Origin of the sequence: Variovorax sp. (assembly GCF_035634955.1) — a bacterium.
Taxonomy (GTDB): Bacteria; Pseudomonadota; Gammaproteobacteria; order Burkholderiales; family Burkholderiaceae_C; genus Variovorax.
This window is the reverse complement of the sequence record NZ_DASQBZ010000004.1, coordinates 139,140-156,977: the sequence shown is the minus strand read 5'-3', so window position 1 is coordinate 156,977 and position 17,838 is coordinate 139,140. Positions and strand designations below refer to the sequence as shown.

The 17,838-nt window shown below is 68.6% G+C and carries 15 protein-coding genes and 2 tRNA genes; 7 read left to right on the top strand and 10 right to left on the bottom strand.

The annotated features are described in order from the left end of the window. Window positions 1–29: 29 nt before the first annotated feature. Window positions 30–1,991 (top strand): dynamin family protein, encoded by a 1,962-nt coding sequence (locus VES41_RS01705; protein ID WP_324812159.1) that lies wholly within the window; start codon window positions 30–32, stop codon window positions 1,989–1,991. Then, window positions 1,988–3,106: an A/G-specific adenine glycosylase gene (gene mutY / locus VES41_RS01700; protein ID WP_324812156.1), complete on the top strand. Its 1,119-nt coding sequence runs from the start codon at window positions 1,988–1,990 to the stop codon at window positions 3,104–3,106. Before VES41_RS01705 ends, mutY begins: the two co-directional genes overlap by 4 nt. Here mutY and rapZ read toward each other — a convergent pair. Genes rapZ through VES41_RS01685 form a run of 3 tightly spaced genes read right to left on the bottom strand, consistent with a single transcriptional unit; the run spans window position 3,103 to window position 6,652 of the window. Continuing rightward, window positions 3,103–3,981 (bottom strand): RNase adapter RapZ, encoded by an 879-nt coding sequence (rapZ, locus tag VES41_RS01695; RefSeq protein ID WP_324812153.1) that lies wholly within the window; start codon window positions 3,979–3,981, stop codon window positions 3,103–3,105. The two genes, mutY and rapZ, sit on opposite strands and share 4 nt — an antisense overlap. Window positions 3,982–4,032: 51 nt before the next feature. Then, complete coding sequence (recN, locus tag VES41_RS01690) at window positions 4,033–5,748, bottom strand: DNA repair protein RecN (RefSeq protein ID WP_324812151.1); 1,716 nt, start codon at window positions 5,746–5,748, stop codon at window positions 4,033–4,035. A gap of 1 nt (window position 5,749) precedes the next feature. Next, entirely contained in the window at window positions 5,750–6,652 is a 903-nt protein-coding gene (locus tag VES41_RS01685; RefSeq protein WP_324812148.1) for an NAD kinase, read from the bottom strand. A 32-nt stretch (window positions 6,653–6,684) separates the two neighbouring features. Here VES41_RS01685 and hrcA point away from each other — a divergent pair, with 32 nt between their 5' ends. Both hrcA and VES41_RS01675 read left to right on the top strand, forming a co-directional pair. Continuing rightward, window positions 6,685–7,692: a heat-inducible transcriptional repressor HrcA gene (gene hrcA, locus VES41_RS01680; protein ID WP_324812147.1), complete on the top strand. Its 1,008-nt coding sequence runs from the start codon at window positions 6,685–6,687 to the stop codon at window positions 7,690–7,692. Window positions 7,693–7,706: 14 nt separating this feature from the next. Further along, window positions 7,707–7,783, top strand: a tRNA-Ile gene (locus VES41_RS01675). A 59-nt stretch (window positions 7,784–7,842) separates the two neighbouring features. Here VES41_RS01675 and VES41_RS01670 read toward each other — a convergent pair. Continuing rightward, the gene (locus VES41_RS01670; protein ID WP_324812145.1) at window positions 7,843–8,238 is read right to left on the bottom strand and encodes an FHA domain-containing protein; all 396 of its coding nucleotides are present in this window, start codon (window positions 8,236–8,238) and stop codon (window positions 7,843–7,845) included. Between the two features lie 248 nt (window positions 8,239–8,486). On the opposite strand from VES41_RS01670, the gene VES41_RS01665 reads away from it, so the two are divergent. Further along, window positions 8,487–8,563, top strand: a tRNA-Arg gene (locus tag VES41_RS01665). 150 nt (window positions 8,564–8,713) lie between these two features. Here the strand turns inward: VES41_RS01665 and VES41_RS01660 are convergent. From VES41_RS01660 to VES41_RS01650, 3 genes are all read right to left on the bottom strand, one after another. Continuing rightward, complete coding sequence (locus VES41_RS01660) at window positions 8,714–9,847, bottom strand: CoA transferase (RefSeq protein WP_324812143.1); 1,134 nt, start codon at window positions 9,845–9,847, stop codon at window positions 8,714–8,716. A 37-nt stretch (window positions 9,848–9,884) separates the two neighbouring features. Beyond that, window positions 9,885–10,859 carry a tripartite tricarboxylate transporter substrate binding protein gene (locus VES41_RS01655; protein WP_324812140.1) on the bottom strand — a complete coding sequence of 325 codons (975 nt, stop codon included), beginning with the start codon at window positions 10,857–10,859 and terminating at the stop codon, window positions 9,885–9,887. Between the two features lie 65 nt (window positions 10,860–10,924). Next, window positions 10,925–12,628 carry an acyl-CoA dehydrogenase family protein gene (locus VES41_RS01650; protein ID WP_324812138.1) on the bottom strand — a complete coding sequence of 568 codons (1,704 nt, stop codon included), beginning with the start codon at window positions 12,626–12,628 and terminating at the stop codon, window positions 10,925–10,927. A 106-nt stretch (window positions 12,629–12,734) separates the two neighbouring features. Here VES41_RS01650 and VES41_RS01645 point away from each other — a divergent pair, with 106 nt between their 5' ends. Together VES41_RS01645 and greB are read left to right on the top strand one after the other, a co-directional pair. Then, window positions 12,735–13,715, top strand: a complete 981-nt coding sequence (locus VES41_RS01645) for a LysR family transcriptional regulator (RefSeq protein WP_324812136.1) — start codon at window positions 12,735–12,737, stop codon at window positions 13,713–13,715. Next, the gene (gene greB / locus VES41_RS01640) at window positions 13,681–14,250 is read left to right on the top strand and encodes a transcription elongation factor GreB (protein WP_324812134.1); all 570 of its coding nucleotides are present in this window, start codon (window positions 13,681–13,683) and stop codon (window positions 14,248–14,250) included. The genes VES41_RS01645 and greB overlap by 35 nt, the downstream gene beginning before the upstream one ends. Window positions 14,251–14,271: 21 nt before the next feature. Here the strand turns inward: greB and VES41_RS01635 are convergent, their stop codons facing one another. The 3 genes from VES41_RS01635 to gmk all read right to left on the bottom strand — a co-directional run bounded on the left by VES41_RS01635 (window position 14,272) and on the right by gmk (window position 17,519). Beyond that, window positions 14,272–16,524, bottom strand: a complete 2,253-nt coding sequence (locus VES41_RS01635) for a bifunctional (p)ppGpp synthetase/guanosine-3',5'-bis(diphosphate) 3'-pyrophosphohydrolase (protein WP_324812131.1) — start codon at window positions 16,522–16,524, stop codon at window positions 14,272–14,274. 145 nt (window positions 16,525–16,669) lie between these two features. Then, window positions 16,670–16,873 (bottom strand): DNA-directed RNA polymerase subunit omega, encoded by a 204-nt coding sequence (rpoZ, locus tag VES41_RS01630; protein WP_286658459.1) that lies wholly within the window; start codon window positions 16,871–16,873, stop codon window positions 16,670–16,672. Between the two features lie 25 nt (window positions 16,874–16,898). Next, window positions 16,899–17,519 carry a guanylate kinase gene (gene gmk, locus VES41_RS01625; RefSeq protein WP_324812127.1) on the bottom strand — a complete coding sequence of 207 codons (621 nt, stop codon included), beginning with the start codon at window positions 17,517–17,519 and terminating at the stop codon, window positions 16,899–16,901. Window positions 17,520–17,838: the final 319 nt, after the last annotated feature.

The following is a 17,838-nucleotide window of genomic DNA, read 5'->3' as shown; positions in this document are numbered from 1 at the left end:
TTGCCGTTTACATTTTTACTGGCCACCCCTTGACCCCATCCTTCAATCAGCAGTTCGACCAGCACGGGACCTGGCGGCGCAATATCGCCCACCGCCTCAAGTGGCTGGCGGGCTGGCTGCACGAGAACGAGCTGCTGGACGCGGCGGTCGAGGACCGCCTGCGCGAACTGGAGGCGCAGCTGCGCACCAGCAAGGTCATGGTGGCCTTTGTCGCGGAATTCTCGCGCGGCAAGTCCGAACTGATCAACGCGATCTTCTTCGCCAGCTACGGGCGCCGCATCATGCCGGCCAGCGCCGGGCGCACGACCATGTGCCCGACCGAGCTGGGCTACGACGCGTCTTTGCCGCCTAGCCTACGCCTGCTGCCCATCGACACCCGCCTGGAGCCGCACGCGCTGAGTTTCTGGCGCGAATCACCGGACCTGTGGACGCAACTGCCGATCGACGTGCGCAATGCCGAATCGCTGGCGCAGACCATGCAGAAGGTGGCGGAGGTCGAGTGGGTGCCGCTGGCGCGTGCGCGCGAGCTGGGCTTCTGGAGCGACGATTCGCCCGAGGACAACCCGGTACCCGACGCCCAGGGGCGCGTGGAGATTCCGCGGTGGCGGCATGCGGTCCTGAACATGCCGCATCCGTTGCTCGAGCAGGGCCTGGTGATCCTGGACACGCCCGGCCTCAACGCCATCGGGGCCGAGCCCGAGTTGACGGTCAGCCTGATCCCGCAGGCGCACGCCGTGGTGTTCATCCTGGGCGCGGACACCGGCGTGACCCGCTCGGACCTGTCCATGTGGCGCGAACACCTGATCACGGAAGGCGAGGGGCGCGACACCCGCATCGTGGTGCTCAACAAGATCGACACGCTGTGGGACATCCTCAACAGCCCGGCCGAGGTGGAGCGCCAGCTCGAGCGCCAGTGCGCCGCGTCGGCCAAGGTGCTGGACGTGCCGCGCTCGCAGGTGCTGCCGGTGTCGGCGCAAAAGGCGCTGCAAGCCAAGATACGGCGCGACCAGCCGCTGCTCGAGGCCAGCCGCCTGCCGGCGCTGGAGAACGTGCTCAGCGAAGGACTGCTGGGGCGTCGTGAAGCCGTGCTGCGCCTGGCCGTGCAGAACGGCATCGCCGCATTGCGCAACGAGGCGCAGCGACTGCTGAGCGTGCGTGCGCGCGACTTGTCGGAGCAGGCGCTCGAGCTCAATGGCCTGCGCGGCAAGAACGGGACGGTGATCCGCCACATGCGCGCGCGCATCGAGGGCGAGCAATCGGAGTTCGAGAACAGCAATTCGCGCATCCTGGCGCTGCGCTCGGTGCAGAGCAAGCTGCTGCGCGAGGTGTATGCGGTGCTCGGCAGCACGGCGCTCAAGGCCGACATGGGGCGACTGGCCGCGGCGCTCAAGCGGCCGGGCATCAAGCTGAGCCTGGGCAAGGTGTACGGCGAGACCTTCGACACCCTGCGCGGCAACCTGAGCGAGGTGCAGGCGACCACGGCCGAGATCCAGGCCATGCTCAATGCCACGTTCCGCCAGCTCAACGCCGAGCATGGGTTCTCGCTGCTGGCGCCGGCCGAGCCCGACCTGTCGGGCTTCATCAGGCAGCTCAGCCAGATCGAGCAAAGCCACCTGAAGTACCTGGGCGTGGGCAACGTGCTCAAGCTGGCGCAGGCCGACTTCTGCGACAAGCTGGTGCGCGCCCTGGCCAGCCGCCTGCGAGTCGTCAACGAGGCGGCCATGACCGAGGTCGAGCGTTGGAGCAAGGGCGCGGGTGCGCAGCTCGACGCGCAGCTCAAGGAGCGCCGCCGCAACTACGGCAAGCGCATCGAGGCGATGGAGCGCATCCAGGGTGCCGCCGGCAATCTGGAGGAGCGGCTGGCCGAGATCGCCACGCAGGAGGCGTCGCTCAAGCAGCTCGGCGCGCGGCTGGACGAGTTGACCGCATTGCTGACGAGCCAGGAGTCGCGCGCCGGAGCCGGCGCCCGGCCGGAGCTGCGGGTCGCTTGACGGCACCGGGGGCGCGCACGGGCGCCGCCGCGCCACGCCCGGCGCAGGCGGCATCGCAGGACTTCGCCACGCGGGTCGTGCGCTGGCAGGCCAGCCACGGCCGCAGCACGCTGCCGTGGCAGAACACGCGCGACCCATATCGCGTCTGGTTGTCCGAGATCATGCTGCAGCAGACGCAGGTGTCGACCGTGCTCGGCTACTTCGACCGCTTCCTGTCGCGCTTTCCGACGGTGGCCGATCTGGCCGCCGCGCACGAGGACGACGTGCTGGGCCTCTGGAGCGGATTGGGCTACTACAGCAGGGCGCGCAACATGCACCGGTGCGCGCAGGAGGTGATGACGCGCTTCGGCGGCGCCTTTCCGCGCAGCGCCGCCGACCTGGCCACCCTGCCGGGCATCGGCCGTTCCACCGGGTCGGCGATTGCCGCCTTCTGCTTCGGCGAGCGGGTCGCGATCCTGGACGGCAACGTCAAGCGGGTGCTGGCGCGCTGGCTCGGCTTCGAGGCCGACCTGGCGTCGGGGGCGAATGAGCGGGCGTTGTGGGACGTGGCGACGCAACTGCTGCCTCCGGCAGGACAGACCGAGGCGATCGCCGGCTACACGCAAGGGCTGATGGATCTGGGCGCCACGGTCTGCACGCCCCGCGCACCGGCCTGCGACGAGTGCCCGGTGGCCACGGATTGCGTGGCGCGCGAACGCGGCTGGCAGTCGCGGCTGCCGCTCAAGACGCGCAAGCTCAAGCGCACGGCGCAGTCGCTGTGGCTGCTGCAGGCGCGCGACGCCGGAGGGCGCGTCTGGCTGGAGAAGCGCCCGGCGCGCGGCATCTGGGCCGGCCTGTACGCGCTGCCGGCCTTCGACAGCCGGCAGGCCCTGGCGCAAGCGCTGGCCGAGCCGTGGCGCGATCTGCCGCTTCATGACGCGCCCGCCTTCGTGCATGTGCTCACGCACAAGGACCTGCACCTTCATCCGGTGATGCTGTCGCTGCCGCAATCGCCGGAAGCCGCGCCGGTCTCGTCGAGCGGCGGCTGGTTCGATGCGCGGGCCTGGGCTGCGCTTGGTTTGCCGGCGCCCGTGCGCCGCCTGCTGGACGCGCTGCAGAACGGCGACCGGTCCTAGCCGATCGTCTCGAGTTCGCGGTGCCGCTTGATGGTGGCCCACCGGGCCCCGAAAGTGCGCGCCAGCTGCTCGACCAGGAATACCGACCGATGCTGGCCGCCGGTGCAGCCGATGGCCACCGTGACGTAGCTGCGGTGGTCGCGCGACATGGCGTCGAGCCAGCGCCCGAGGAATCCCTCGATGTCGTCGTACATGCGCAGCACCTCGTCATGCTCGCGCAGCCATTGCGCGACCGGCGCGTCGCAGCCCGTGAGCGGTCGCAGCGTCGGCACGTAGTGCGGGTTGGGCAGCATGCGCACGTCGAACACGTAGTCGGCGTCCAGCGGCACGCCCCGCTTGAAGGCGAACGACTCGAACACCAGCGTGAGCGCGCTGTGCGGTGCGGCGACCAGGTCCTTGATGTAGCTTTGCAGTTGCGACGAGCGGATGAGGCTGGTGTCGATGATGTCGGCGCCGTCGCGCAGGTCGGCCAGCAGCTCGCGCTCGAGCTCGATCGCCTGGACCAGCGCGCGATGGCGCTCCGGCCCCTCGATCGCGGCCTCTTGCCTGGACAGCGGGTGGCGGCGGCGGGTTTCGGAAAAACGGCGCACCAATGCGTCGGTGGTCGAGTCCAGGAACAGCGAGCGCAGCACCACGCCTTGCTGGCGCATGGCTGCGAGTTGCTGCGGAATGAGCGGGAACGACTCGCCGCTGCGCACGTCCATCGCGATGGCGACGCGCCGTGGCTGGTGCGGCCGGTCCAGCGCGACGAACGGCGCCAGCAGTTCGGGCGGCAGGTTGTCGACGCAGTAGTAGCCGGCGTCTTCCAGGGCGTGCAGCGCGACGGACTTGCCGGAACCGGACATGCCGGTGATGAGGATGACTTCCTGGCTCATTCGGACGATCGGGGACAGCGGGGTCGTTCAGGTCTTTCGGGCGCGGGCCGGTCAGGCGGCGCGCGCGGGCTCGGTGGGCTTTCTGCCCAGCATTTCGCGTGCATGCGCCAAGGTGGTGGCCGAGACGCGCTCGCCGCCCAGCATGCGGGCGATTTCCTGGTCGCGTGCATCGCCTTGCAGGATGTTGACACTGCTTTCGGTTCGGGGTTCCCCGCGTGGTTTCCGGGTGCCGGCTTCGGGCGCGGTGTCGCGCTTGGCGACGTAGAGGTGATGATCGGCGCAGGCAGCCACCTGCGGCAGATGGGTGACGGCGAGCACCTGTCGGTCGCGGCCCAGCTGCTGCATCAGGCGCCCGACGGTCTCGGCCACGGCACCGCCGACGCCCGAATCGACCTCGTCGAAGATCAGGGTGCGGGCCTGGCCGAGCCGGCTGGTGGTGACGGCAATGGCCAGCGCGATACGCGACAGCTCCCCGCCCGATGCCACCTTGCCGATGGGGCGCGGCGTGCTGCCGGCGTGCCCGGCCACGAGAAAGCCGACGTCCTCCAGGCCGGCCCGGCCGGGCTGGGGCAGCGGTGCGAGGCTGACTTCGAAGCGGCCGCCTTTCATGCCCAGTCCCTGCATCGCCTGCGTGATGGCGTCGGCCAGCTTGGGCGCCGCCGCCTGCCGCGTCCTGGAAAGGGCGCGTGCTTCCTTCATGTAGGCCTCGCGCGCCGCCTGTTCGGTCCGCTCGAGCGTGGCCAGGTCGGCGGCGGCGTCGAGCGCCTTGAGTTCGTCCTGCCAGCCGGCCAGCAGCGCCGGCAATTCCGCGGGCGTGCGGCGGTAGCGGCGCGCCAGCGACATCCACTGGCCCATGCGGGCGTCGAGCTCGGCCAGGCGCTGGGGGTCGGTGTCGGCATGGCGCAGGTAGCTGCTCAGGCTGTGCGCCGCGTCGGATGCCTGTGCCACGCTGGAGGCGAGCACCTCGGCCAGGGCCTTGAACTCGGGCTCGATATGCTCGCTCGCCTGCAGCAGGCCGACGGCCCGGTGCAGCGCCGACAGCGCGCCTTGCTCGTCGTCCTCCAGCGCCTGGCGCGCGCCTTCGGCCGCCTCGATCAGCGACTGGGCGTTGGAGATGCGCGCGTGGCTGGACGAGAGTTCGTCCCATTCATCCTCCGCCGGCGCGAGCTTGGCCAGTTCGCCGATCTGCCACTGCAGTCGCTCGCGCTCGCGTTGCAGCGTGTCCTGCGCCTGCCGGGCGGATTCGAGAGCGGCGATGGCCTGGCGCCAGGCCTGCCACGGGCCTTCGAGCTTGTCCTGGCGCGCGCCGGCGTAGGCGTCTAGCAGGTGGCGTACCGAATCGGGCCGCGTCAGGCTCTGCCAGGCGTGCTGGCCGTGGATGTCCAGCAGGCGGTCGCCCAGTTCGCGCAACTGGGCCGCCGTGGCCGGAGCGCCGTTGATCCAGCCGCGGCTGCGCCCCTGCGTGTCGACCGTGCGACGCAGCAGCAGGTTCTCGGTCTCGCCGGCGGCGCCGTCGAACCCGCCTTCCTCGAGCCACGGCGCGAGTGCCGGGTCGGCATCGAACTCGGCGCTGACGTCCAGGCGCTGCGCGCCTTCGCGCACGGCGCCGGGGTCGGCCCGGCTGCCGAGCGCGAGCTGCAGCGCGTCGATCAGGATCGACTTGCCGGCACCGGTCTCGCCGGTGAGGACGCTGAAGCCGTCGGACAGGTCGATGTCAAGTGTGCGCACGATCACGAAGTCGCGCAGCGTCATCCGTCGCAGGGCCAAGTCAGGAGCCTCCCTCGTTCCAATGCAGTTTCTTGCGCAGCGTGTCGAAATAGCTCCAGCCCTTGGGGTGCAGAAAACGCACGCTCAGGCCGGAACGCTGCACGATGATGCGGTCGCCGTGGGCCAGCGTGGCCAGGGACTGCATGTCGAAATTGGCGCTGGCGTCGCGCCCGGCGACCAGTTCGATGGTGATTTCCTCGTCGTCCGGTAGCAGGATCGGGCGGTTGGACAGGGTGTGCGGCGCGATCGGCACCATCACGCGGCCCGACACCGCCGGATGCAGGATGGGTCCGCCGGCGGACATCGCGTAGGCCGTGGAGCCGGTGGAGGACGCGATGATCAGCCCGTCGGCACGCTGGTTGGCGACGAAATGCCGGCCCACCGACACGCGCAGCTCCACCATGCCGGAAGTGGCGCCGCGATTGACCACCACGTCGTTCATGGCCAACGCCTCGAACACCAGCTGGCCGTCGCGCATCACCTGCGCGAGCATGAGGCTGCGCTGCTCTTCCTCGTATTCGCCGTTGAGCATCGGCGCCAGCGTCTCGGGATAGCCGTCGAGCGGAATGTCGGTGATGAAGCCCAGCCGGCCGCGGTTGATGCCGATCAGCGGCACGCCGTACGGCGCCAGCAGGCGGCCGATGCCCAGCATGGTGCCGTCGCCCCCGACCACCAGGACCAGGTCGCATTCGCGGCCGATCTCTTCCAGCGTGAGCTGGCGATAGCCTGCGTCGTCGCAGCCGTCCAGCGCGCATTTCTGGATGGACACCGCGCAGCCCTGGGCGCGAAGGAAACGGCCGATGCCGTCAAGCACCTGGTCCGGCGGAGCGCCGCCGGACGCGCGCGCACCGTCCTGGGCCTGGTATTTGCCGATGAGTGCGACATGCCGAAAGCGCGGGGTCATACAAGAAATTACATCACTAAAATGGAGCAACCATGCTGGATGATCGCGCACGCCTCTTGCTCAAGTCCCTGGTGGAGCGCTATATCGCTGACGGCCAGCCGATAGGCTCGCGCACATTGTCGCGGGTACCCGGCCTGGAACTGTCCCCCGCCACGATCCGCAACGTCATGGCGGACCTGGAAGAGCACGGCCTGATCGCCAGCCCGCACACATCCGCCGGCCGCATTCCCACCGCGCGCGGCTACCGCCTTTTCGTCGACACCATGCTGACCGCTCAGCGTGACGAACTCGCGGCACCGGCGCCCACGCTGGCGGCCGACCAGCCGCAGAGGGTGATCGCCAACGCCGCCAGCCTGCTGTCGAACCTGTCGCAGTTCGTCGGCGTGGTCATGGCGCCACGGCGCGCGGCCACCTTCCGGCACATCGAGTTCCTGCGCTTGTCGGAGCGGCGGCTGCTGGTCATCCTGGTCTCGCCCGACGGCGACGTGCAAAACCGGGTGATCTTCCCGGAGGTGGATTTCAACCAGTCGCAGCTGGTCGAGGCATCCAACTTCCTCAACAGCCATTATTCAGGCCTGTCGATCGAGCAGATGCGCGAGCGCCTGCAGTCGGAGATCGAGACGCTGCGCGGCGAGATCGCGGTGCTCATGAAAGCGGCCGTGCAGGTCGGCAGCGAGGTGCTGAGCGAGGAAGACGAGGTGGTGGTCTCGGGCGAACGCAACCTGCTGTCGGTGAGCGATTTCTCCGGCGACCTGGACCAGCTTCGCCGCGCCTTCGACCTATTCGAGCAGAAGGCGCAGCTCATGCGGTTGCTCGACGTCTCCAGCCGGGCCGAGGGCGTGCGCATCTACATTGGCGGCGAGAGCAAGGTCGTGCCGTACGAGGAGCTGTCGGTCGTCAGCGCGCCGTACGAGGTGGACGGCCAGGTGGTCGGCACCCTGGGCGTGATCGGCCCGACGCGCATGCCGTACGAGCGGATGATCCAGATCGTCGACATCACGTCGCGCCTGGTGAGCAATGCGCTCAGCCACCGAAAGTAGAATGGCCGCCGCTCGGGCCGTTAGCTCAGTTGGTTAGAGCAGCGGACTCATAATCCGTTGGTCGCTGGTTCAAGCCCAGCACGGCCTACCAGCACCCCATTCCTTGACCAGCGCGGCGGCCCACCGGCCGCCGCGTTGTTTTGTTCCGACTCAGGCGAACGCGTGGCGCTTGGCCGGCGGCGGCTTCAAGGCATCCAGGTCGACCAGCCTGCCGGGAATGGTCACCAGGCGCAGGGCGTCGACGTCGCTCAGCGGGCGGGTGTCGAACAGGAAGCGGATCTCGCAGTCGCCGATGGTGATCGTGTCGCCGTTGCGAAGCGTCTGCCGCGAGACCTTCTGCATGTTCACGAACGTCCCGTTGCGACTGCCGGCGTCGATGACGGCGTAGTTGTCGCCATCCCAGTCGATGACGGCATGCTGGCGGCTGACGCGGTCGCCCTCGATCACCAGCGAGTTGCCGTCGCTGCGGCCGATGGTGGTGAGGCGCCCGCTGACGGTTACCTGGCGGATGCGGCTGCCTTTGGTCAAGATGATGAGTCGCGGCATGTTGATTCTTCTTCCCGAATAAGTCCTAAGAAATTTCCTGCACGTGGAGGCGAATCTATCCATGGCCTGGGAGGGCACCTAGGAACTAAGTAACGCTTATGAGGAAATTGGTTTTCGTTTTCGGGGTCGCGGCGGCCACTGATGCGTCGTGGCGACGCTGACCATGAGGTGCCTGCGTGGCGGCGAAAGAAAGTTCATGAGGCCACGTTGAAAGAGCCGAAATCTTCGTGCTATACTCTATGTCTTTGGCGGCTGTAGCTCAGTTGGATAGAGTACTTGGCTACGAACCAAGGGGTCGTGGGTTCAATTCCTGCCAGCCGCACCAAAACCTTTGAGGGACTGCCGAGAGGCAGTCCCTTTTCTTTTGCCTGTTCGATGGACGAAGCTGCAAGGCCTGCCCCGTCGGGCGGCCTTGTCTTCGTGATACCGGGTATGTGCTGGCTGGCGGCGCTGATGAGCGGCGCCGCGCGCTGCGTCAGTCCAGCGGCTCGAACTGCGCGCCCGGCGTCAGCGGCGCGTGGCGGTAGCTCGCCGGCGTGCGTGCCAGCTTGATGGGCGAGGCAATGCCGCGATAGCCGTCTGCCATTTCCACCACCATGCCGCGGTGCGCCGTGTGCGGATGCGACAGCGCCGCGTCGACCGGCAGCACCGGTGCGGCCGGCACGCCCTGCGCCATGAGCGTGTCGACCAGCGTGCGCCCGTCAAAGGCTTGCAGCACGTCCTCGAGCGCCTGCTTGAGTGCGGCGCGATTGACCGACCGCGAGCGCGCTTCCGCAAAACGTGCGTCCTGCGCCAGCTCTGGCACGCCGACGCATTGGCAGAAGCTGGCGAATTGGCGGTCATTGCCCACGGCCAGGAAGATCGGGTCGCTGCCTGTGCGCAAGGCGTCGTACGGGTAGATGTTCGGGTGCGCGTTGCCGGTGCGCTGCGGCACCTTGCCGTCCGTGAACCAGTTGGCCGCATGGGGATGCAGGAGTGACAGGCCGCTGTCGTACAACGCGGCCTCCACCAGTTGCCCGCGACCGCTGCGCGTGCGTTCCTGCAGCGCCAGCAGCACGCCGAGGGTGGCGTTCAGGCCGGTGACCATGTCGACCACCGGTAGCCCGACGCGCAACGGGCCGGCGTCGGCCTCGCCGTTGATGCTCATGATGCCGGTCATCGCCTGCACTGCCGCGTCGTAGCCGGGCAGGGCGCCGAGCGGGCCGTCGGCGCCGAAGCCCGAGACGCGGCACCACACCAGCCGCGGATAGCGCTGCGACAGCGTCTCGTAGCCGATGCCCCAGCGCTCCATGGTGCCGGTCTTGAAGTTCTCGACCAGCACGTCCGCCTCGGGCAGCAGGGCCATCAGTGCGGCGCGGCCTTCCTCGCTGGCAAGGTCCAGGTGCTGGACGCGCTTGTTGCGGTTGAGCCCCATGTAATAGGAAGCCACGCCGTCCTTGGCGAAGGGCGGGCCCCAGGCACGCGTGTCGTCGCCTTGCGGCGGCTCGATCTTGAGCACGTCGGCGCCGTGGTCGCCCAGGATCTGGCCGCAGTACGGGCCGCCGAGCACGCGCGAAAGATCGAGGACGCGGATGCCGGCAAGGGCGCCGGCGGAAAGTGCGGATGTCATGGTCTTGCCTGCCTGCGTGTCTTGCCGGTGATGCCGCTCAGTCCAGGTGTGCGCCGGACTGCCTGACGACGTCCGCCCACATGGCCTTCTGCTGCGCGATGAATTTGGCCAGTTGGCCTGGCGTAGTGGCCGGCGGCGGCTCGAGCCCCTGTGCATCGAACAAGGCCTTGACCTTGGGTGAGGCGAGCACGTCGGCGAATGCCTTGTTGAGCTTGGCAACGCGGTCGGCCGGCGTGCCCGCGGGCGCCACGATGCCGAAGAACACGCTCACGTCGAAGCCCGGGTAGCCCTGTTCGGCGACGGTGGGTACGTCGGGAAGCGCGTGGGAACGGGCGGCAGTCGTCACGCCCAGGGCGCGCAGCTTGCCGGCCTTGACGTACGGCATGGCGGTCAGCACGTCGGTGAAGCTCATGCTGACCTGGCCGCCGAGCAGGTCGTTCAGGGCTGGGCCGGTGCCCTTGTACGGAATGTGCAGGATGTCGACGCCGGCCACGGTGCCGAACATCACGCCGGCCAGGTGCGACGAGGCTCCATTGCCGGAGGATGCGTAGCTCAGTTTGCCGGGATGCGACTTGGCGTAGGCGACCAGCTCCTTGACGTCCTTGGCCGGTACGGCGGGGTTCACCACCAGGATGTTGGGCAGGTGGCCGACCTGGATCACCGGCGTGAAGCTGGTGCTCGGGTCGTAGTTGATCTTGCGGTACAGGCTGGCGTTGATGGCCAGCGGGCCCGAGGTGCCGAACAGCAGCGTCTGGCCGTCCGGCGCGGAGCGGGCAACGTATTCGGCGCCGATGTTGCCGCCGGCGCCGGCGCGGTTCTCCACGATCACCGGCTGGCCGAGCGTGTCCTTCAGTTCGGCCGCGAGGGTGCGCGCCATGGCGTCTGTCGGCCCGCCCGGCGGGAAGGGCACCACCAGCGATACCGGCTTGTCCGGAAAGGCGTCGGCATGGGCCAGGGGCAGCAGCGGCAGCGCAGCGGCGCTGGCGAGGATCAATCGGGTGATGAGTCGCATGTAGGTTGTCTCCAGTCGTGTCGTTTTTCGGGATCAGGGGGCAGGCCGGTCTTGTGCCTGCGGGTTCAGTTCCAGCCGGCCGGCGTTGCCTCGGGCTGGAGCGGGTCGCGCGGCATCACGCGGTGCAGCAGCACGCCTTGCGCGAAGCGCAGCCGCTCTGCCGATCCGGTCCGGCCCGCTTCCCACGCCATGGCGATCGCGCTGCAGCAGTGGTAGAGGGCGGAAGCGGCCTGGCGGGCCAGCACGTCGCCGCCGCCGTTCGCGTCCTTGGCAACCTGGTCTGCCAATGCGCAGGCGCGGGCCAGGGCGTCGCGCAACGCCGCGGCAAAGGCGGCGCGCACCTGCGCCTCGTCGAGCAGGGTGCCGAAATGCTTCTGCAGCGCGGCCAGCGAGTCCTCGCGCCGGATGGCGCGGATGACGTCGAGTGCCACGATGTTGCTGGTGCCTTCCCAGATCGAGCCCAGGTGCGCGTCGCGCAGCAGGCGCGGGTCGCTCCATTCCTCGATGTAGCCGCAGCCGCCGCGCACTTCCATGGCGTCGCCGGTGACCTTGCGGGCGTCCCGGCAGGCGCGGAACTTGATGAGCGGCGTGAGGATGCGCAGCAGCGCGTAGGCGCCCGGCTCACCCGCATCGGATCGGGCCAGCGCCATCGCGGTCTGGAACACCATGGTGCGCGCCTGCTCGGCAGGCAGGCGCAGCTTGTCGAGCTGGCGCTGCATGAGCGGCATGTCCGCCAGGCGCTTGCCGAAGGCGCGGCGCTCGGTGGCGATGAATTCGGCCTCGGCGACGGCCCGGCGCATCAGGCCGGCTGCCCGCACACCATTGGACAGGCGCGAGTTGTTGACCATGTCGGCCATCTGCACGAAGCCGCGGCCGGGCTCGCCCACCAGGTGGGCGACGGCGCCGTCGAGCCGGATCTCGCCGCTGGCCATCGAACGGGTGCCCAGCTTGTCCTTCAGGCGCACGATCCGGTAGTGGTTGGGGCTGCCGTCGTCCAGACGGCGCGGCAGCAGGAACAGCGACACGCCCTTCATGCCGGCCGGCGCGTCGTCCGGGCGGGCCAGCACCATGGCGAAGTCGGCGTCGGGGTTGGAGCAGAACCACTTGTCGCCCGCCAGCCGCCACTGCCCCGCGTCGTCACGCCAGGCGCGGGTCTGCGTGTTAGCAATGTCCGAGCCGGCCGCCTGCTCGGTCATGAACATGGCGCCTTGCGCCAGTTCGTCGAAATCGGTGGACAACAGCCGCGGCAGAAAGCGCTGGGTCAGCTCCGGGCTGCCGAACTTCTTCAGCGTGCGCGTGAGCGAGTCGGTCATCGAGACCGGGCAGCACAAGCCGAACTCCGCCTGCACGAAAAGGTAGGTCAGTGCGTATTTGACGATGGGCGGCATGCGGCCTGTCCACCCGAGCGTCTCTTCGCGGTGCGACATGGCGGCCAGGCCGAATTCGGCAAAGGCCAGCCGTTCCATCTCGACGTAGGCCGGGTGCTTGACGATGCGCTGCGCGTCGATGCCGGTGCGGGTGCGGTGCTCGAGCTCCGGCGGATGGTGGTCGGCGACGTTGGCCAGGTCGTCCAGCGGTCCGCCCGCAAGGCTGCCCAGGCGCTCCAGGTGCGGCTGAAGGTGCCGCAGCAGGTCGGCCGGCAGATACAGCGCAAGCAGCTTCTGGAACTCCAGGTCGCCGGTATAGAGGTTCTGGCCATGGCGGTCGGGCACGGGGTGGGCATCGCCGGCTGCGGCGCAGGCGTCATGGACGCTGGTGGTGCTGGGCATGCGTGTCTCCTTTTCTTGCGGCCGATCCTCGCAGCCTCAACAATTCGCGTCCAATATCAAATACCTCTTGTTTGTTTTGATCTGGCTATCGCTCAGACTGACGGCCATGGAACTTCGCCACCTGCGCTACTTCGTCGTCCTGTCCGAGGAACTGCACTTCGGCCGGGCGGCCGCCCGCCTGGCCATTTCTCAGCCGCCGTTGAGCGTGGCGATCCGCCAGCTGGAAGAATCCGTGGGCGCGCAGCTGTTCGAGCGCAACAGCAAGGCTGTGCGGCTGACGCCGGCGGGCCAGGCGCTGCAGCAGTCGGCGCGGCGGCTCCTGCGCCAGGCGGAAGAGGCAGCGCTGGAGGCGCGCGACATATCGCAGGGGCTGGCCGGCCGCCTGCGGGTGGGCTTTGTCGGGGCGATGCTCTACCGCGGGCTGCCGCAGGCGCTGCGCAGGTTCCAGGCGCAGCATCCGGCGGTGCGGGTGACACTGTCCGAGCTCAATTCCGCCGAGCAGCTGGGGCAGCTGTTGCACGACCAGCTCGACGTCGGATTCGTCCACACGCATCGCGTGCCGGCCGGGTTGCGCCACGCGCTGCTGCTTTCCGAGCCTTTCGTCGCCTGCCTGCCCGCCGAGCACCGGCTGGCGCGGCGCCGCAGCATCGCGCCGGCGCAATTGCGGGGCGAGCCGTTCGTGCTGTTCGCGCGCAGCGTCTCGCCGGACTACTACGAGCGCATCCTTGCCATCTGTGCCGACGCGGGTTTCAGGCCCGAGCTGCGTCACGAGGTGCGGCACTGGCTGTCGGTGGTCTCGCTGGTGTCGCAGGGCATGGGTGTGGCGCTGGTGCCCGACGCGATGCGGCGCGCGCTGCTGCGCGGCGCGGTATTTCGGCCGCTCGAGTCGGTGGCGTCGCGCTCCGAGGCGCGCTGCGTCTGGCGCGAGGGGCCGGCCAATGCCGTCCTGGAGGGGTTCCTGCAGGCCATGCAAGCCAACGCCTCGGCGGCCGCGCGCCTATCATTGGCTGCTTCCCCGGAACAAGCGCAGGCGGCAGTCCGCCACGCCATCGATGAACAAGGCATTCACCCGCGAAAGCGACTCTGACGACGACGACGCGGACGACGGCGCCGGCGCACCCGTTGTCCCGGCCGGTGCGCGCAACTACATGACCCCGGCGGGCTATGCGCGCCTGCGCGCCGAACTGCTCACGCTGATGGACGAGGAACGGCCGAAAGTGGTCGAGGCGGTGCATTGGGCGGCCAAGAACGGCGACCGGTCCGAGAACGGCGACTACCTGTACGGCAAGAAGCGCCTGCGCGAGATCGACCGGCGCATCCGGTTCCTGACCAAGCGCCTGGAGATCGCCGAGGTAACCGACCCGTCGGTGCACCATGGCCGCGACCAGGTGTTCTTCGGCGCCACCGTCACCTACGCGGACGAACAGGGGGAAGAGCGCACCATCACCATCCTCGGCATCGACGAGGCCGAGAGTAGCAAGGGCGAGGTGAGCTGGATATCGCCGATTGCCCGGGCGCTCCTCAAGGCGCGCGTGGGCGACCTGGTCAAGCTGGTCACGCCGGCCGGAACCCAGGAGATAGAGGTGCTGGCGGTCGACTACCCGCCGCCTGCCGCCGGCTGAGGCCGGCCGCGGCAGGACGGCTCACGGTGCCGGCACGATGCGCTTGGCGCTCAGCACCGACGGGGTGCGGCGCACCGCGCGCATGACGGCGTCCAGGTGGGTGCGGTCGCGCACGGCGATGACGAAACGCAGGTCGGTGGAGTCCTGCGGCGCTTCCTCGGACATCTCCACGTGGGTGATGTCCGCCTCCGCCGTCGACAGCGAGGCCGCCACGCGGGCCAGCACGCCCTTGTCGTTGCGCGCGGTGACGAGCACGCCGGTCTCGAAGGTGCGCACCGGCTCGTCGGCCCATTCGACGGCGAAGAACCGTTCGCTGTCGCGGTGGCGCAGCCGCTGGCCCACGCCGCAGTCGGCGGTGTGGACCACCAGGCCTTCGCCATGCCCCAGGTAGCCCACGATCTCGTCGCCCGGCACCGGGCGGCAGCACTGGGCGAAGCGTACCGATGAATTCTCGCTGCCGTCGAGCATGACGGCGCCCTGCGACACGGTCTCGTGCGCGGTGAAGCGCTCGCGGCTGAGCATGAGGGCGTCGGGCTTCTCGCCGGTCTCTGCCAGCAGCGCCATCAGCCGCTTGGCCACGATGGTGGCGATGCGACGGCCCAGGCCGAGATCGGTGAGCAGTTCGGCGCGGCTGCGGTTGCCGGTAAAGCGCAGCAGCTTGTCCCACATGGCCTGGTGCGCCTCGTCGTTCTCCGGCGCGTTGCGCAGGCCTTCGGCGCGCAGCGCCTGCGCCAGCAGCCGCTCGCCGAGCTGCTCGGACTCGGCCTGCGCCAGCGTCTTGAGGTAGTGGCGGATCTTCGAGCGCGCCCGGCCCGTGCGCACGAACCCGAGCCAGGCCGGGTTGGGCGAAGCGTTGGGAGAGGTGATGACCTCGACCACATCGCCGTTCTTGAGCTCGGTGCGCAGCGGCACCTGGTCGCCGTTGATGCGCGCGCCGGAGGTCTGGTCGCCCACGTTGGAGTGGATGGCGTAGGCGAAGTCGATGACCGTGGCGCCGCGCGGCAGCGCGAGGATCTGGCTCTTGGGCGTGAACACGTAGACCGCGTCGGGGAACAGGTCGACCTTGACGTGGTCCCAGAACTCGGCGGCGTCGCGGGTCTCGTCCTGGATGTCGAGCAGCGACTGCAGCCACTTGGTGCCCAGGCGGTCGTTGCCCGGCGCCGGGTCGACGGTCTTGTAGAGCCAGTGTGCCGCCACGCCGGACTCGGCCACGATGTGCATGGCCTCGGTCCGCAGCTGGAACTCGACGTTGACGCCCGACGGGCCGACCAGCGTGGTGTGCAGCGACTGGTAGCCGTTGGCCTTGGCAATGGCGATGTGATCCTTGAACTTGCCCGGCAGGGGCTTGTACATCTGGTGCAGGATGCCAAGGCCGGTGTAGCAGTTGATCACCGTCGGCAGGATGAGCCGGAAGCCGTAGATGTCGGTCACCTGGGCAAAGCTCAGGTGCTTGTCCTGCATCTTGCGATAGATGGAGTAGAGCGTCTTTTCCCGCCCCGCGATGCGCACGTCGATGCCGGCGGTCTCGAAGGCCGACTCCACCTCGCGCTGCACCTTGTGGATCAGGTCGCGGCGCCGGCCTCGGGCCTTGGCCACGGCCTTCGACAGGACACGGTGGCGCCAGGGCAGCAAATGCTGGAACGACAGCTCCTGCAACTCCCGATAGGTCTGGTTGAGCCCCAGGCGGTGCGCGATCGGGGCGTAGATTTCCAGCGTCTCGGACGAGATCCGGCCCCATTTCTCGCGCGGCACGTCGTCCAGCGTGCGCATGTTGTGGGTGCGGTCGGCCAGCTTGATGAGGATGACGCGCACGTCGCGCGCCATGGCCAGCAGCATCTTGCGGAAGGATTCGGCCTGGCTTTCCTCGCGCGTGTTGAACTGCAGCTTGTCGAGCTTGGTCAGCCCGTCCACCAGCTCGGCCACCGGTGCGCCGAAGCGCTCGATCAGCTCGACCTTGGTCACGCCGCAGTCTTCGATGGCGTCGTGCAGCAGGGCGGCCATCAGGGCTTGCGCGTCGAGCTTCCACTCGGCGCACTGGGCCGCCACGGCGATCGGGTGGGTGATGTAGGGCTCGCCGCTGTTGCGCAGCTGCCCCAGATGAGCCTCGTCCGCGAAGCGGTACGCCCGGCGGACCAGTTCGGTGTCGTCGGGCCCCAGGTAGTCCAGGTTGGCAGTGAGCGCGGCGAAGCTCGCGGCCGCAGCATTGAGCGCGGCCGGCGAGGGGCTGCGACCCCTGGACGGATGCTCTGGCTTGGGTTGGACGACCGCGCTCATCCCCTCGACTTTAGCTCGTGCCTTGCAAGTGCGTGCCTACACATGAAAAAAGGCACCTGAGCGGGTGCCTTTCTTGTTGCGCAAAGTAACCCGCCCATGCCGGACGGGGTGCGCCGAGCCGCGCTGGGGCGGCTGGCCAGGGCGATCAGCCCGGGACCTTCTTGAGCATCTCCAGGCCGACCTTGCCGTCCGCGATTTCGCGCAGGGCGGTCACGGCGGGCTTGTTCTTGCTCTCGATCTTGGGTGCATGGCCCTGGCTCAGCATGCGGGCGCGGTAGGTGGCCGCCAGCACCAGCTGGAAGCGGTTGGGAATGTTCTGCAGGCAGTCTTCGACAGTGATGCGGGCCATCGGGTGAACTTTCGGGTGGTGGTCGTCAGGGAATGTTCAGCGCGGCGAAGGTGTCGCGGCGCAGGCGCCTTTGGGCGGCATATCGGAGCCGCTGCGCGTGCACGATCGCCTTGAGATCGAAAATCGCGCGCTCAAATACCTCATTGATTATAACGTAGTCGAACTCGCTGGCCCGGGCCATCTCGTGGGCGGCATTCTTCAAGCGCAGGGCAATGACCTCGTCCGTGTCCTCGCCGCGCCGCTCCAGGCGCGAGCGCAGTTCTTCCCAGCTCGGCGGCAGGATGAAGATGAGGACGGCGTGGGCGAAGGTCTTGCGGATTTGCAGCGCGCCCTGGAAGTCGATTTCCAGCACGATGTCCGTGCCCTGTGCGACGCGGTCCTCGAGGGCCTTCTTGGAGGTGCCGTAGCGGTGACCGTGAACGTGCGCCCATTCGACGAAACCGTCGGAATCGACCATGGCGTCGAATTCGCCGGCGGACACGAAGAAGTACTCCCGCCCGTGCTTTTCCTGGCCGCGCGGCGCCCGGGTGGTATGCGAGACGGAAGGGTGGACGGCCGAGTCGAGCTCCATGAGCGCCTTGACCAGGCTCGACTTGCCGGCGCCGCTTGGCGCCGCCACCACGAAGATGTTGCCGGGATAGTCCATGGCCGGTTTTACTCGATGTTCTGCACCTGAAGCGCGGGATAGTCGCCAAGCGTTTGGTTCTTATGGATCTTCACGTCGCAACGCCTTTTCGAGCGCGCCTGCGTATGCACCAAGAAATGGCCCCTGTCGGCGTGGAATGCGCGGTAGCCACTGCCCAAACATGAGCAGCGGGCCATTTTAGCGAACCGTTCGGGCCCAAATCGCTTGAGCGAGGTCGTCGCCAGGTGGTTGTCACGGGGCGACTTCGCAACGCCTCGGCGTCGCCGGCACAACCACGAAGACGGCGTGCCAATCCGTCTCCGCGCCGTGCCGCGCCGCG

Coding starts and splice junctions, on each gene's coding strand:
- rapZ (WP_324812153.1), bottom strand. CDS start 3,981: ATGAGCCAGGAAGTCATCCTCATCACCGGCATGTCCGGTTCCGGCAAG.
- VES41_RS01685 (WP_324812148.1), bottom strand. CDS start 6,652: ATGACCCCGCGCTTTCGGCATGTCGCACTCATCGGCAAATACCAGGCC.
- hrcA (WP_324812147.1), top strand. CDS start 6,685: ATGCTGGATGATCGCGCACGCCTCTTGCTCAAGTCCCTGGTGGAGCGC.
- VES41_RS01670 (WP_324812145.1), bottom strand. CDS start 8,238: ATGCCGCGACTCATCATCTTGACCAAAGGCAGCCGCATCCGCCAGGTA.
- VES41_RS01660 (WP_324812143.1), bottom strand. CDS start 9,847: ATGACATCCGCACTTTCCGCCGGCGCCCTTGCCGGCATCCGCGTCCTC.
- VES41_RS01655 (WP_324812140.1), bottom strand. CDS start 10,859: ATGCGACTCATCACCCGATTGATCCTCGCCAGCGCCGCTGCGCTGCCG.
- VES41_RS01650 (WP_324812138.1), bottom strand. CDS start 12,628: ATGCCCAGCACCACCAGCGTCCATGACGCCTGCGCCGCAGCCGGCGAT.
- VES41_RS01645 (WP_324812136.1), top strand. CDS start 12,735: ATGGAACTTCGCCACCTGCGCTACTTCGTCGTCCTGTCCGAGGAACTG.
- greB (WP_324812134.1), top strand. CDS start 13,681: ATGAACAAGGCATTCACCCGCGAAAGCGACTCTGACGACGACGACGCG.
- VES41_RS01635 (WP_324812131.1), bottom strand. CDS start 16,524: ATGAGCGCGGTCGTCCAACCCAAGCCAGAGCATCCGTCCAGGGGTCGC.
- rpoZ (WP_286658459.1), bottom strand. CDS start 16,873: ATGGCCCGCATCACTGTCGAAGACTGCCTGCAGAACATTCCCAACCGC.
- gmk (WP_324812127.1), bottom strand. CDS start 17,519: ATGGACTATCCCGGCAACATCTTCGTGGTGGCGGCGCCAAGCGGCGCC.